15 protein-coding genes and 4 tRNA genes are annotated in these 13650 nt (G+C 34.3%); 9 read left to right on the forward strand and 10 right to left on the reverse strand.

Annotated elements, in window-relative coordinates:
• Positions 1-17: 17 nt before the first annotated feature.
• The 5 genes from QLQ95_RS00590 to QLQ95_RS00610 form a co-directional block, all read right to left on the reverse strand.
• Positions 18-539 carry an ATP/GTP-binding protein gene (locus QLQ95_RS00590; RefSeq protein ID WP_320492034.1) on the reverse strand — a complete coding sequence of 174 codons (522 nt, stop codon included), beginning with the start codon at positions 537-539 and terminating at the stop codon, positions 18-20.
• Positions 540-624: 85 nt separating this feature from the next.
• Positions 625-698: transfer RNA gene (locus tag QLQ95_RS00595), tRNA-Arg, on the reverse strand.
• Positions 699-777: 79 nt separating this feature from the next.
• Positions 778-851: transfer RNA gene (locus tag QLQ95_RS00600), tRNA-Arg, on the reverse strand.
• A 16-nt stretch (positions 852-867) separates the two neighbouring features.
• Positions 868-942 (reverse strand) — tRNA-Pro (locus tag QLQ95_RS00605).
• A gap of 14 nt (positions 943-956) precedes the next feature.
• Positions 957-1040, reverse strand: a tRNA-Ser gene (locus QLQ95_RS00610).
• 239 nt (positions 1041-1279) lie between these two features.
• Here QLQ95_RS00610 and QLQ95_RS00615 point away from each other — a divergent pair.
• The 3 genes from QLQ95_RS00615 (at position 1280) to QLQ95_RS00625 (ending at position 4354) form a co-directional block, all read left to right on the forward strand.
• Positions 1280-2458 carry an acetyl-CoA C-acyltransferase gene (locus QLQ95_RS00615; RefSeq protein WP_320492036.1) on the forward strand — a complete coding sequence of 393 codons (1179 nt, stop codon included), beginning with the start codon at positions 1280-1282 and terminating at the stop codon, positions 2456-2458.
• A gap of 65 nt (positions 2459-2523) precedes the next feature.
• The gene (locus QLQ95_RS00620) at positions 2524-3285 is read left to right on the forward strand and encodes a C40 family peptidase (protein ID WP_320492037.1); all 762 of its coding nucleotides are present in this window, start codon (positions 2524-2526) and stop codon (positions 3283-3285) included.
• A 16-nt stretch (positions 3286-3301) separates the two neighbouring features.
• Positions 3302-4354, forward strand: coding sequence for an SMI1/KNR4 family protein (locus QLQ95_RS00625; protein ID WP_482502179.1), 1053 nt, complete (start codon positions 3302-3304; stop codon positions 4352-4354).
• A gap of 83 nt (positions 4355-4437) precedes the next feature.
• On the opposite strand, the gene QLQ95_RS00630 is transcribed toward QLQ95_RS00625, so the two are convergent.
• Together QLQ95_RS00630 and QLQ95_RS00635 are read right to left on the reverse strand one after the other, a co-directional pair.
• Positions 4438-4998, reverse strand: a complete 561-nt coding sequence (locus tag QLQ95_RS00630) for a CPCC family cysteine-rich protein (RefSeq protein WP_482502181.1) — start codon at positions 4996-4998, stop codon at positions 4438-4440.
• Positions 4999-5049: 51 nt separating this feature from the next.
• Positions 5050-5895, reverse strand: a complete 846-nt coding sequence (locus tag QLQ95_RS00635) for an AraC family transcriptional regulator (RefSeq protein WP_482502183.1) — start codon at positions 5893-5895, stop codon at positions 5050-5052.
• Positions 5896-6012: 117 nt separating this feature from the next.
• On the opposite strand from QLQ95_RS00635, the gene QLQ95_RS00640 reads away from it, so the two are divergent.
• The 4 genes from QLQ95_RS00640 to QLQ95_RS00655 all read left to right on the forward strand — a co-directional run bounded on the left by QLQ95_RS00640 (position 6013) and on the right by QLQ95_RS00655 (position 8783).
• Positions 6013-6999, forward strand: coding sequence for an aldo/keto reductase (locus QLQ95_RS00640; protein ID WP_320492042.1), 987 nt, complete (start codon positions 6013-6015; stop codon positions 6997-6999).
• A gap of 315 nt (positions 7000-7314) precedes the next feature.
• Entirely contained in the window at positions 7315-7920 is a 606-nt protein-coding gene (locus QLQ95_RS00645) for an NAD(P)H-dependent oxidoreductase (RefSeq protein ID WP_320492043.1), read from the forward strand.
• A 2-nt stretch (positions 7921-7922) separates the two neighbouring features.
• The gene (locus QLQ95_RS00650) at positions 7923-8201 is read left to right on the forward strand and encodes a putative quinol monooxygenase (protein ID WP_320492044.1); all 279 of its coding nucleotides are present in this window, start codon (positions 7923-7925) and stop codon (positions 8199-8201) included.
• A gap of 123 nt (positions 8202-8324) precedes the next feature.
• Positions 8325-8783, forward strand: coding sequence for a DUF3291 domain-containing protein (locus tag QLQ95_RS00655; RefSeq protein ID WP_482502186.1), 459 nt, complete (start codon positions 8325-8327; stop codon positions 8781-8783).
• Between the two features lie 74 nt (positions 8784-8857).
• Here QLQ95_RS00655 and QLQ95_RS00660 read toward each other — a convergent pair whose 3' ends face one another.
• Positions 8858-9565, reverse strand: a complete 708-nt coding sequence (locus QLQ95_RS00660; protein ID WP_428237358.1) for a class I SAM-dependent methyltransferase — start codon at positions 9563-9565, stop codon at positions 8858-8860.
• A gap of 219 nt (positions 9566-9784) precedes the next feature.
• On the opposite strand from QLQ95_RS00660, the gene QLQ95_RS00665 reads away from it, so the two are divergent.
• Positions 9785-10666, forward strand: a complete 882-nt coding sequence (locus QLQ95_RS00665) for a LysR family transcriptional regulator (RefSeq protein WP_428237357.1) — start codon at positions 9785-9787, stop codon at positions 10664-10666.
• A gap of 316 nt (positions 10667-10982) precedes the next feature.
• Positions 10983-12272, forward strand: a complete 1290-nt coding sequence (locus QLQ95_RS00670; protein WP_428237356.1) for a DUF2130 domain-containing protein — start codon at positions 10983-10985, stop codon at positions 12270-12272.
• A gap of 55 nt (positions 12273-12327) precedes the next feature.
• Here the strand turns inward: QLQ95_RS00670 and QLQ95_RS00675 are convergent, their stop codons facing one another.
• Complete coding sequence (locus tag QLQ95_RS00675) at positions 12328-12759, reverse strand: META domain-containing protein (RefSeq protein ID WP_428237355.1); 432 nt, start codon at positions 12757-12759, stop codon at positions 12328-12330.
• Positions 12760-12863: 104 nt separating this feature from the next.
• Positions 12864-13637 carry an META domain-containing protein gene (locus QLQ95_RS00680; protein WP_482502189.1) on the reverse strand — a complete coding sequence of 258 codons (774 nt, stop codon included), beginning with the start codon at positions 13635-13637 and terminating at the stop codon, positions 12864-12866.
• Between the last annotated feature and the right edge of the window lie 13 nt (positions 13638-13650).

The raw sequence follows: 13650 nt of genomic DNA on the forward strand, positions 1-13650 counted from the left end.
TTTGGTCTTTATTTATTTTATCCCTTTAACTCTTCTATTTTATTTTGAATTTGATTTAATCTTTCAGATAAACTTCCTTTCACTCTAATTACTTCTATCTCAAAATCATCAATTAATTCGCCAAGAAGATCATTTACCTCATATCTCAGTTCGGGCAAATTGGAGTCTGAACAAGAAATTCTATCAGGCTCTTCAATAGGAACCCATACAAAAATGTCAATTTCTTTAATTGCATTTTGAATTTTAGTAAATACTGATGAAAAATTCAGTTTATTGTCAACCGCAAGCGCATAAGCTAAAAGATCAATTGGAGAACGATCAAAAATAGCGTTTCTATTACTTCTTACAATTTGCTTTAAAGAATGCTCTAGCTGCATCATATAATCATCGGCGGTAGGCATTTCAGAAAAAGCAAAACCCATTTCCTGTAATTCAAAATAAGGCTCTGGATAAAACTCACATTCAGGAAAAGATTCATATAGTTTTTCTGCCAATGTTGTTTTACCAACCAAATGAGCTCCTAGTATTGCTATTCTCATGTCATTTTGTTTTTTATCATCAACAACTAAAAATAGACAAAATAGGATCAAAAACAAAAAAACCACTCGATTGGAGTGGCTTTTGTGATCCCAGAAGGATTCGAACCTTCGACCTACGCATTAGAAGTGCGTTGCTCTATCCAGCTGAGCTATGGAACCTTTACTTTAAAATTTCTAAGAATAGAAATCAAAACGCTATACATAAAACAAAAAAACCACTCAATAGAGTGGTTTTTTGTGATCGCAGAAGGATTCGAACCTTCGACCGCCTGCTTAGAAGGCAGGTGCTCTATCCAGCTGAGCTATGCGACCATTATTTCAATTGTAGTCGGGGTGGCAGGATTCGAACCTGCGGCCTCCTGCTCCCAAAGCAGGCGCGATAACCGGGCTACGCTACACCCCGAGGCAAAATTTAAGCGGAGAGACAGGGACTCGAACCCTGGCGACGGTTACCCGTCGACAGATTAGCAATCTGCTCCATTACCGCTCTGGCACCTCTCCTTGCTAGTGGAATTGCTTCCGTTTTGCGAGTGCAAATGTATAACAACATTCCTTTTCTCACAAGCTTTTTTTTGAGTTTTTTTAGTTTTTTTTAATCTTTTTTCAAAACCACTTAACAATCAAACAAATAGAATTAACAAAAATTTCACCTTAAATTTAAAATCAACCCTATTCAATACAAAATTTGAATTTATTCAAATAAACATTAAATTTGCTTACTAACTATTATTAAACAGAAAATGAACAAAAGAGTTGTTATCGTTTCTGCCGTTAGAACACCTATCGGAAGTTTCATGGGCGGGTTATCTAGTGTACCTGCACCAAAATTAGGAGCTGCTGCCATAAAAGGAGCGCTTTCAAAAATTAATCTTGACCCAAAATTAGTCGATGAAGTTTTCATGGGGAATGTAATTCAGGCGGGAGTTGGACAAGCACCAGCGCGCCAGGCTGCATTGTTTGCCGGATTATCTGAAGAAGTTGCTGCTACAACAGTAAACAAAGTATGTGCATCTGGAATGAAAGCTGTAATGTTTGCTGCGCAAGCAATTGCATGTGGTGATGCTGAAATTGTAGTTGCGGGCGGAATGGAAAGCATGAGCTTGATTCCTCACTACGTTCAAATGCGTGCCGGAAACAAATTTGGTCCTGCAACTATGTTGGACGGAATGCAGAAAGATGGTTTAACAGATGCTTACGACAACAACGCAATGGGAGTTTGTGCTGATTTATGTGCATCTGAATACAAAATCAGCCGTGAAGAACAAGATGCATTTGCAATTCAATCTTACGAAAGAAGTGCAAAAGCGTGGGACGCTGGAAAATTCGACAATGAAGTTGTTCCTGTTGAAGTACCGCAAAGACGTGGCGAACCTGTTATATTTTCAAAAGATGAGGAATATACTAACGTGAAATTAGATAAAATTCCATCTTTAGCACCAGTTTTCACAAAAGACGGAACTGTAACTGCTGCAAACGCTTCAACAATTAATGACGGAGCAGCGGCTTTGGTTTTAATGTCTGAAGAAAAAGCAAACGCATTAGGTTTAAAACCTCTAGCTTACATAAAAGGCTATGCAGATGCTGCACAAGAACCAAAATGGTTTACAACAAGTCCAGCAAAAGCATTACCAAAAGCTTTAGACAAAGCAGGAATTTCAATCTCAGATGTTGATTATTTCGAGTTTAACGAAGCTTTCTCTGTTGTTGGATTAGCCAATGCAAAAATATTAAACCTTGATAACAATAAAGTAAACGTAAACGGTGGAGCGGTTTCATTAGGACATCCTCTTGGAGCTTCTGGAGCACGTATAATCGTAACTTTACTGAATGTTTTAGAACAAAACAATGCAAAAACTGGAGCAGCTGCAATTTGCAACGGCGGCGGTGGCGCATCAGCAATTGTTATCGAAAGAGCTTAAAACAATATCACAAAAAATCAGGAGTAAATACAGCTCCTGATTTTTCAACTTATAAATTTCCTTAAATGTTTGGAATTTGCAATTTAGCCATAGTGCCCGTTCGAGCTGAAGCCAGCGACAGAAGTGAAATTGTCACACAGCTTTTGTTTGGCGAGCATATCGAAATTTTAGAACGCAAAAATCAATGGGCTCGAATTAGGATTCAGTTTGATGACTATGAAGGCTGGGTAGATTCTAAGCAATATCAGGAAATTACTAAAGAGCAATTTGATCTTTTGAGCAAAGAGTCGATTATTTTAAATGCAGATTTAATAGATTACATCACGGCTCCCAGCAATCTCCTGCTTCCAATTCCGCTTGGAGCTTCATTATCTTTTTTAAACAACAGCGAAATCAATATTTCAAACTTCGATTTCGAAGGAACCAAAACCAGTGGCATCAAACCTAAAAGCGCTTTAATAAAAACGGCTTTTATGTATTTGAATGCTCCCTATTTATGGGGAGGAAAAACCCCTTTTGGTATTGATTGTTCTGGTTTTACTCAAATGGTTTATAAATTGAACGGCTATAAAATTCATCGTGACGCTTCTCAACAAGCGCTTGAAGGAGATCCTTTAAGCTTTATTGAAGAATGCGAACCAGGCGATTTAGCTTTCTTTGATAATGACGAAGGAAACATTACCCATGTCGGAATCATCATGGACAACAATTACATCATTCACGCAAGTGGAAAAGTTCGTATTGACCGTTTGGACCATACTGGAATCTACAATCCAGAATTAAACAAACACACCCATAAATTACGCGTAATCAAAAAGATTATCTAACCCTCAAAAAAGCAAAATGACAAAACTTGAATTATCCAAAACAGGCTTTCAGATTAATAACCTAAACATCGAATTCCCAATTGATATCTCAGTTTTAAAACAAGCTTTAGGAGATTGCAGATACCTAAAAAAACAATATAATCACATCTATACTTGGGATGAGCTTGGTATTATGGCGTTTTCTAAAGAAGGAAACAAAGTCGAAAGTTTAGCCATTGAATTTGAGGTTAGAGAATATGATTATTGCGCAAAAAGCATCTTTGCAGGAGAATTTGTTTTTGACGGACAAGAATTATTTCAATACTACGAAGACAACAAAAATCAGCTTGTAAAGCTTTTTAAAGGAGACCGAAGCGGTGCCTTTATCCTTAACGGAATAAGTGTTTGGTTTGATAAAGAAGATGGCAAAATTACGTCTCTGAGCATTTCCGCTTCCGAAGAAAAAGAAAAGAAAATCACTGCAGCTATTGATCCTGAATTCAAATTATTTGAGCCCTTATGGCAGGAATGGATTTCGGAAATCAATAAAATTGTTTCAACAAACAACGATTATTACAATCTTACAGAAGGAATTTCTAAAGAAGACATTCAAAAACATATGGAGCTTGAAGATGATATTACTATACCGCCAGCTCTTGTAAATTTTTATAAAGTTAAAAATGTAGATTATGACCCAGTAACGGCTGTTTTTCAGTTTGGAGTAAACAATTGGAGCTATGATTTAATTCCGTTTGAAGATATTGCAGAAGAATGGAATTCAATTCAAGATTTGCAATTTGACGAAGAAGACTTACCAGAACAAGAAATAGATTTCGAAAAAATACAAACCAATAATTACGCTAACCCAAAATGGATTCCGTTTGCTACAGGAAGAAATGGCGATTATTTGCTTTACGATACAGATCCCGCTTCAAAAGGAAAATTTGGACAGATTATAGAGCTCCAAAATGAATCTTGGGACAGAAACATCGTAGCTGATTCTTTAGAAGAATTAATCCAAAAGGAAATCCACAATCTAAGAGCAGGTAAAACCGAGCATTTTGATTTTATTATTGAAAAAGAAGATTAAAGTACGTGGATAAAACTGATTCGCTTTGCGAAAACGCGGATTTACACGGATTTTTTTCTTTTTCTCTCGCAGATTTTGGAGATTTATTCTTTTCTACAATATTTTTTTGCACCATTTTTATCTACAAATCCTAAAGAGTCTTTGTTGATCGCACCAAATTTTTCGAAATTCAATTTAGCCTGTTCCAAAGTCATATGATTTGGTCCTTCTCCTCCATTTTCCCAAAAACAAACAGGACAAATATCATAAAAACCATCTTCACCATATCCAATAGAATAGTATTCACAACATGAACATAAACCTGCTTTTTCAACTTCTCCAATTACCTTATCGGAAAAATTTTGATCCATTTCAATTAATTTAGACTCCAAATAAGAATTACTAACAAAGTAAAATCCACTTTTTATAAAATCGACTACTAGCCTTGCAGATTCTTCATTAAGTACTGGTTTTGAAGTCACGCTAATTAAATCAATAAGATCATTTGAAATTTTAGGATACGCTTTATCTGCTATAGCTTCAATAATATCATCTTTATCGTCAAAAAACCAATAATTATCCTTTAAAATTTGAAATTTTTCATCACTTGACAAGTTCTGCATTTCATAAACTGCAATAACTTTTTTCGCTTCTTCTCTATTCATTAATTCAACTTTATAGAATCCGACAAAATCCGCGTCATCGGCGAACAAAAATTAAGCACTCAATCGAATCGTCTTTCTAAACTCAGACGGACTATAGCCTTTTTGTTTTCTGAAAAACTTATTGAAGTGACTTTCATCCGTAAAACCAAACTCATATGCAATTTCGTTAATGCGCTTATCACTGAATTGCAAACGGTGCTCAATCAGTTTTGTTTTGTAATTAATAATGTATTGCTGCATCGTTTCGCTGGCATGTTTTTTAAAATAACGCCCTAAATAAGTATTCGAAATCCCGAAATAATCGCTGATTGATTCCGCTTTAATTTTTTCAGGATAGTAAATATTATTCTGAATATATTGCAGAATATCCATCGCTTTAGCCTCAGTATTTATAGTTATTTGTTCCGGAAGATACTTCGCAATATTTCTTGCCACAATAATAATCAGCGTATTCACCAATTGCTGAATTAGTTCCTGATTGTAAACGTCTTTATCCTGATGCTCACGACAAATAGCTTCAATCATTACCTTTACCAGACATTTATCAGGATCGTTTTTCAAAATACAGCCTGGCTGATGATTGGCATTTTGAAGAATATATTCTAATCGCTGAATATTTTCATTCTGCAGGCTCGAATTTTTCAAATAAATATCATTAAACCTTAAAAAGAAAAATTTCGTTTCGGTTTCAATTGTAAAATTATGACAATCCTCGGGCGTTAACAAAAACAAATGCCCTGGATCATATTCAAAAATATTCTTATTAATACACTGTCTTCCTGTTCCTTCCAAAATGTAAACCAGTTCGAAAAAATTATGACGATCTCCTACATCTGGATATTCATTCAGCGTTTCAAAAGAAACCGTAAAAGGTTCATATAAGTTTTCTTTTTTCATAATTCTATTTTATTTGAAGATGCAAATATACCTAAAAAAGACAAATATATACCAAATAAGAATCATAAAAACAGTATAATTTTGCCTCATCAATTTTAAATACAAAAAATCACAATCATGGAATATAGAAAACTAGGCAACTCAGAACTTGAATTATCAGCTATTACTTATGGTGCATTTGCGATTGGCGGAACCATGTGGGGCGGAACAGAAAAGAAAGATTCAATCGATTCTATCCACGCTTCAATCGATCATGGCGTAACCACAATTGACACCGCTCCTTTTTACGGATTTGGTTTAAGCGAAGAAATGATCGGAGAAGCTATTAAGAGTCAAGATCGTTCTAAAGTTCAGTTACTTACAAAATTCGGTTTGGTTTGGGACGGAAGCAACAACGGAAAAGGCGATTTCTTTTTTGACGCAGACGATAATGGAAAAAAAGTTCCGATTTACAAATATTCATCAAAAGCAAACGTAATTAAAGAAGTTGAAGAAAGCTTAAAACGCCTTCAAACCGATTATATTGACTTATTGCAAATTCACTGGCCAGATTCAACAACACCAATTTCTGAAACAATGGAAGCCGCAGAAAGCTTAATTCAGCAAGGAAAAATCAGAGCTTTTGGAGTAAGCAATTACAATGTTGCACAAATTAAGGAAGCACAAAAAACAATTCAAGTGTCTTCAAACCAAGTCGCTTACAGCATGCTGAACCGTAAAATTGAAGAAGAATTAATTCCTTTTACAGTTGCAGAAAACATCGGAATCATTGCTTACAGCCCAATGGAAAGAGGTTTATTGACTGGAAAATATTTCATAGACAGCAAATTAAAAGAAAACGACCATAGAAACGGTTATTTCAATCAGTTTGATCTTCAAAAAGTAAAAACTTTAGTTGAAGAATTAACTTCTTTAGCACATGCAAAAGAAGCAAGCTTATCGCAATTAGTTTTACGTTGGACATCTTTACAAAAAGGAATTGCAATTGTTTTAGCGGGAGCAAGAAACGCAGAACAAGCCATTTCAAACGCCAAAACAATGAATTTCGATCTATCAGCTTCAGAATTGGAATTTATCAATCAGGCAATTGCTAAAATAAAATAATTCTCTTTTTAAACACATAGAAACATAGTTTTACTTTGTCTACAAAGGCGTTTCACTTACATACACACACATACCTATGTGTTAGAAACTAGTTTCTTTCCATTCTCTTTTCCAAGAAAGAAAAACCTATATTTCTATGTGTTTAAAAAAATCTCAAAACTTAAATAATTTAGAATTTGGGCGTGTCCCAAGGGCCGGGCTATACGCTAAATTCCCGATAAACAAAAACTACGGCTAAAAAGCCTTGTTTTTCTAAATCGGGAGATATCGCTCCTATCCCTCACGCATCACGTATCCATAACAACATAAAGTAAAATGAAAAAGATATTTATAATTAACGGCGGGCAAAAATTTGCGCATTCAGGAGGACAATTCAATAAAACAGTACAAGACTGGACAGTTGAATTTCTTTCTAAAAACAACGATTACGAAATAAAAACAACTCACATTGAAGACGAAATAGATCTTCAAAAAGAAGTAGAAAAATTCGTTTGGGCAGATTTAATTATCTATCATACACCAGTTTGGTGGTTTCAAATTCCGAATCTTTTCAAAAAATATATCGATGACGTTTTTACACAAGGACACAACAACGGAATCTATAAAAGTGACGGAAGAAGTCGTGTAAATCCAGACATCAATTACGGAACGGGCGGACTTCTACACGGACGCAAATACATGCTTACCACAAGCTGGAATGCACCTGCAACCGCTTTTACACTTCCAGGAGAATTCTTCGATCAGACTTCTGTTGATGATGGCGTAATGTTTGGTTTCCATAAAATGAACAAATTCACCGGAATGGAAAAAATAAACGGCTTCCATTTTCATGATGTAGAAAAAGGCGCAACACCAGAAAATATTATTATCTTTAAAAAACAATACACCCAACATTTAGAGCAAACTTTTAAAAACTTATAATTATGATTTCGATTACAGCAATTTTAAAAAGTAAACCAGAGCACTTAAATGAAGTTCAAAACCTGCTAACAAATCTAGTTTCTGAAACTAGAAAAGAAGCTACGTGTATTCGTTACGATTTACACACTTCCGAAAATGTTTTTATTCTTTGGGAAGAATGGAAAGATCAACCAGGATTAGACCTACACAACAATCAATCTTATTTACAAGAATTCATCAAAAAAACCGAAAATCTGGTTTCAAGTCCAATTCAGGTTTACAAAACAGAACAGATTCTATAAATCACTTCCTGCAAGGTTTCCAAAACCTTGCAGGTTCAAGAACTGTTACATACATAACTTATTTCCTTAAAATAATTATTCAGAAAAAAGTTAAATTGCCTAAAATTCAGAAACATCTATTTTATGAGCAATTATCACCTTGCAGAAATTAATATTGCCAAAATGAAAGGAGTTGATATTAACGACCCGATCATGAAAGAATTTGTAGATAATTTAGACACTGTAAATACTTTAGCCGAAGAAAGTGAAGGTTTTGTATGGAGATTAAAAGACGATAGCGATAATGCTACAAACCTGAATCCGTATCATGATGAACAGATAATTATCAATGTTTCGGTTTGGAAAAATATTGAAACCTTGGAACATTATATGTACAAAACTTTTCACAGCGACTTTTTAAGACGCCGAAAAGAGTGGTTTCAAAAATTCGGAAAAGCTCATACCGCAATGTGGTGGGTTCCAAAAGGACATATTCCTACTCTTAAAGAAGCTATCGAAAAATTAGATTACCTTCAGCAAAACGGGCCATCAGAACTAGTTTTCGATCTTAGAAACAAATATCCAATGCCTGTCAACGTATAGTTTTTTTGTTAGCCACGAATTATTTTTTCTCTGTGAATAAAAATTCGTGTAATTCGTGGCAAAAAAAAAAACAATTATTTAATTCCTCCAAAAGCTCCGAAACACATGTTTTTATGCAATATTTCGACTTTTGAAAAACCTACTTTTTTCATTAAATCCAATTGATAATTCATAGATCTTGGCGAATCTTCCTTTTCGATATAATCCAAAACTTTCTGACGATACTCTGCCCCTCCTATTCCTTCTAAATATTCGCCATAACGTTGCCAAGTATATTCATTCAATAATTCTGTGTCTTGCGTGATCAAATCAGAAATCATCAAACAACCGCCCTGTTTTAATAATTTAAATAGTTTAACGAAAGTAGTTTCCCAATCCTGATCGTCTCTCAAATGATGCAAAACAGCACCAGCCAAAATAATGTCAAAACTGTTTTCTTCTAAAGCTACTTCACGAATATCGCCTTGTTTGATTTCTACTTTTCCATTTGTTACTGCCGAAACTCTTTCAAAAGCGCGATCCAACATTGGCAAACTCAAATCGACCAAAGTACAGTTTAAATTTGGCACTTTAGATAACATCATTAACGTGTAATTTCCGGCTCCACAGCCAACATCTAAAATGGATGTAGCATTTGGAACAATTCGCTTTGAGGCTTCTGTTATTAATTCTAAAGAAATAGTAGCATCAATTGTGGCCACTTGTCCAGTTTCTAAATTCGAAAATCGTTCGACATCATTGTCAAATCGTTCTTTGATTTCTTCAATAGTTGATTTTTTCATGGCCTTTTGTTTTTTTAATCTCTCGCAGATCAAGCAGATTGAGCGAATCTTTTTGCTATTATATGATTGGGATATTATTATGATTAAGATGATTCATCTAAAATTAATAATCTGCCCAATCTGCAAAATCTGCGAGAGAATTATTTTATTCAAAACTACCTCTTTCATAAATACTTTAAAAATACTATTTTTATCAATTAATAATACTTTAAAGGTATCATGGAATTACGTCACTTAAAATATTTCTTAGCGGTCGCCGAAGAACTGAATTTCACCAAAGCCTCAGAAAAACTCTTTATTTCGCAGCCACCATTGAGCCGACAAATAGCAGAACTGGAAGACGAACTTCAGGCAAAACTTTTCATCAGGAACAATAAAAAAGTAGAACTTACCGAAGCTGGAAAATATTTTAAAGAAGAAGTAACAGCGCTTTTTCAGAATCTGGAACGCATTTCAGCAAAAACAAAAAAGATTGCAGAGAATATTTCGGGCGAATTTAGAATTGCTTACATCAGTTCGATTTATTCTTCTGTCATTTCAGATTTGATCAAACATCTGAAAGCGCAGTTTCCGTATGTCAATTTCAAACTTTTCGAGATTTCCACCACCAAACAGATTGATGCTTTAGAGCAAGGAAAAATTGAAATGGGAATAATTAGATCGCCAATTCATTCTGCAAAAATAAAATCACATTTATGGTTTAAAGATGGATTTTCATTGGTTTATAATAAAAGTTCTTTTCAGATAAAATCAGAAAATGAAATTGCAAACCTAAAAGACGAAACGTTTGTTTTCTTCAATAAAGATTATGCGCCACATTATCATGAAGTTTTATTAGAACTTTGCGCTTTTTATGGCTTTACGCCGAAGATTATTCACGAAGCCAATAACATCAACTCCATTGTACAATTAGTCAAAAACGGATTGGGAATTTCAATTGTTCCATCAAACATTGCCAAAAACAATCAAGATACTGAAATTGGTTTTATCGAATTGAAAAAAGTGAATTTATATACGAATGTTTCAATTATCACTGCAAAGGAAGATGAATCTGAGATTACTCGATCTGCGGTTGAGTTTTTATTGCCGCAAAGGCGCTAAGAAGCTAAGTTTTTTTAAGCAGAAAGAAGCGTATAGTTTGTCATCCTGACGAAGGAAGGATCACACAAGAAATTCCGCAAACAGAATCGCCAATCTTTGTCGAGTTACGTGTGTGATCCTTCCTTCGTCAGGATGACAAAAAATGAGAGAAAATCCTATTCAATCTTTTTAATCTGTAGAAAAAAACTTCGCGTCTTATCGCCTTCGTGCCATATAAAAAAAATCGTTACAATTTAGTACAGTAATCCGTATCACAAAAAGAGAACTTTTAAATATCTTAGCAAATTCAAATTCTACAATAAAATTTCAATATAAAATGGCCGAGCAATCTTCAATTCAGTGTCCAAACTGCGGAACACCTATCGATGTCAATGATGTTTTAAAACATCAGTTGGAAGACAGCATCCGTAAAGAATTCCAGCAAAAAGCAAATGTTCAAAACCGCGAATTAGAGCTTAAAAACGAACAATTGGAAAAAGCCAAGTCCGAATTTGAAGCGAAGAAAAAACAGGAAAACGAACTTTTTGCTGAACGTTTGGAGCGCGAGAAAAAAACGGCTGAAAAAGAAATTTCAGAAAAACTAAAAGCGAAACTTGAGGAAGAAAACAAAGATCGTTTGTTATTGATGGAAAAAGAACTCTCTGAAAAATCGGAAAAAATCAGGGAATTAAATAAAATGGAAGGTGAAATAGCCAAATTACAGCGCGAAAAACTGGAAATGAAAGATGCTATTCAGGCCGAAGCCGAAAAACAATTGAATGTTCAATTGACTCTGGAACGCGAAAAAATCAGAAAACAGGAAGACGATAAAAACGAATTAAAATTCAAAGAACTTCAGAAACAGCTTGAAGAACAAAAAAAGCTGACCGAAGAAATGAAACGCAAGCAGGAACAAGGCTCAATGCAATTGCAGGGCGAAGTAATGGAATTGGCGATTGAAGAATGGCTTGCCAACAACTTCCCTCTTGATAGCATTGATGAAATTAAGAAAGGTGCAAACGGCGCCGATTGTCTTCAAGTTGTAAACACAAGAGAACATCAAAATTGCGGTTCTATTTATTACGAAAGTAAAAGAACAAAAGCGTTTCAACCTTCATGGATTGAAAAATTCAAAAATGATATTAGAACTAAAAGAGCCAATATTGGTGTTTTGGTTACTGAAGTTATGCCTTCAGGAATGGACCGAATGGGAATGCGTGATGGAATCTGGATTTGTACTTATGAAGAATTTAAAGGTTTAAGCGCTGTCTTGCGTCAATCTTTAATTCAGATCAATCAAGCGGTTCAGGCGCAGGAAAATAAAGGCGATAAAATGTCTATGTTATATGATTTCCTTACAAGCAACGAATTCCGTTTGCAGATTGAAGGAATTGTAGAAGGTTTTACGCAAATGCAAAGCGATCTCGATTCTGAAAAAAGAGCAATGCAGAGAATTTGGAAACAACGCGAAAAACAAATCGAAAAAGTAGTTCACAATACTTTAGGAATGTACGGTTCAATTCGTGGTATTGCTGGAAATGCGGTTCAAAGCGTAAAAGCTTTGGAATTGGATTTTATTGAAGAAGAATCAGAAAATGAAGAAGATCCTAAAGAATTGTTTGAGTAACAATATTTTATCAAAAAAAAAGGCTTCGAAATAAATCGAAGCCTTTCTTTTTTAATTAACCCTTTTTAAAAGACATTGTAAGTCCAAATTGGTTTGAAAGGAAAAGTTTATTATCCTTAATAGAATAACCAGATGTCGTTTTTAACAACTGCGTGAATTCACCTTCTTTTTTTGCATCACATTTTTTAGTTTCTGTTGTGAAATTTAAAAATTGAATTTTCCCATCACCTTTTGAAACTAAATTACCCTTTACAGCATTACATCCTGTCGATCCAGAAAATGCAGATGGCGTAATTACAATTTTTGGAGAACTTAAAAAATCTTTATCAGTAATAACTTTCCCGTTTAAGTTTTCCAAAATCCAAGTTTGCTGTAATTTCTTTTCAACTAAGCCTTCACTACTAGAATTGGTTGTTTTCGTTTCTTTAGTCGATTTACAACTGCAAACTAACACCATTGCAATTAATAACATTAAAATCCTTTTCATGTAAAATAAATATTGTAAGTTTTATTCTGCAAAAATATTTTACTGCTAATATAAACAAGAGCCGAATAGGTTTTTTTTTAGATACAATACGACATTTTAAAACTCTAATCTACCTTCTTAAAAACAGCCAATTTCGCAGAAGGATTCGACAAAGTCAATTGATTATTTCCAATAGAATATGTTGTTGTGCTTTGCAAAGCTTTTAAAAACTCACCTTCTTTATTTCCTTGCGGACAAGCCATTAAAGTTGAAATCACTTTAGTAAAACGCAAAACATCTTTTTCAAAAAAGATTTGTCCCGTTATCGAATTACAGCCTCCAAAGCCAGAGAATCTATTTTCTGCAGAATTAATTTCAAGTCTTGGAAATTCCTTTTGAAAATCGGTTGCAAAAACTTTATATCCATTCAATTCTTCCAAAACCCAAATATCGTGAAGTCTATAATCGGTAAGATATTTTCCGCAACCGCTGAGCTTCTTTATTTCTAATTCCGAATTATTTTTGATTTCAACTTTTACACTATAAGGTGAAATTGCTCCAGACATAGAATCCTGACAATCCAATTGCTGAATCGTAATTGTTGCCGAAGTATTTTCATTACTTATCTTATACATTTTCACATTGGCATCCATAGTCCTAATTGCATCAACTGCGGGAAAAGTGATTTTTTCCTTGCCAGGAATTAATGATGTAAAAACGATTTCTTCATTCCCCATTTTGATTCCCCAAAATGGCTCATTTCCAGTTCCTTTAAAATAATATTTTAAATCTTCTTCTGTTGAACTTACAGAAGATGTTGTGCCAGATTCTTTGTTTGCAGTCGTTTTACAGCCGATTATTAAAGCTGCTAATAACAATATTGAAAGTAATTTTTTCATAAGATCTTAGTTT

The sequence above is a fragment of the Flavobacterium sp. B330r genome (assembly GCF_056824325.1).

Bases quoted from the DNA above. Each gene is read 5' to 3' on its own strand.
- QLQ95_RS00590 (WP_320492034.1), bottom strand. From the start codon at position 539: ATGAGAATAGCAATACTAGGAGCTCATTTGGTTGGTAAAACAACATTG.
- QLQ95_RS00615 (WP_320492036.1), top strand. From the start codon at position 1,280: ATGAACAAAAGAGTTGTTATCGTTTCTGCCGTTAGAACACCTATCGGA.
- QLQ95_RS00620 (WP_320492037.1), top strand. From the start codon at position 2,524: ATGTTTGGAATTTGCAATTTAGCCATAGTGCCCGTTCGAGCTGAAGCC.
- QLQ95_RS00625 (WP_482502179.1), top strand. From the start codon at position 3,302: ATGACAAAACTTGAATTATCCAAAACAGGCTTTCAGATTAATAACCTA.
- QLQ95_RS00630 (WP_482502181.1), bottom strand. From the start codon at position 4,998: ATGAATAGAGAAGAAGCGAAAAAAGTTATTGCAGTTTATGAAATGCAG.
- QLQ95_RS00635 (WP_482502183.1), bottom strand. From the start codon at position 5,895: ATGAAAAAAGAAAACTTATATGAACCTTTTACGGTTTCTTTTGAAACG.
- QLQ95_RS00640 (WP_320492042.1), top strand. From the start codon at position 6,013: ATGGAATATAGAAAACTAGGCAACTCAGAACTTGAATTATCAGCTATT.
- QLQ95_RS00645 (WP_320492043.1), top strand. From the start codon at position 7,315: ATGAAAAAGATATTTATAATTAACGGCGGGCAAAAATTTGCGCATTCA.
- QLQ95_RS00650 (WP_320492044.1), top strand. From the start codon at position 7,923: ATGATTTCGATTACAGCAATTTTAAAAAGTAAACCAGAGCACTTAAAT.
- QLQ95_RS00655 (WP_482502186.1), top strand. From the start codon at position 8,325: ATGAGCAATTATCACCTTGCAGAAATTAATATTGCCAAAATGAAAGGA.
- QLQ95_RS00660 (WP_428237358.1), bottom strand. From the start codon at position 9,565: ATGAAAAAATCAACTATTGAAGAAATCAAAGAACGATTTGACAATGAT.
- QLQ95_RS00665 (WP_428237357.1), top strand. From the start codon at position 9,785: ATGGAATTACGTCACTTAAAATATTTCTTAGCGGTCGCCGAAGAACTG.
- QLQ95_RS00670 (WP_428237356.1), top strand. From the start codon at position 10,983: ATGGCCGAGCAATCTTCAATTCAGTGTCCAAACTGCGGAACACCTATC.
- QLQ95_RS00675 (WP_428237355.1), bottom strand. From the start codon at position 12,759: ATGAAAAGGATTTTAATGTTATTAATTGCAATGGTGTTAGTTTGCAGT.
- QLQ95_RS00680 (WP_482502189.1), bottom strand. From the start codon at position 13,637: ATGAAAAAATTACTTTCAATATTGTTATTAGCAGCTTTAATAATCGGC.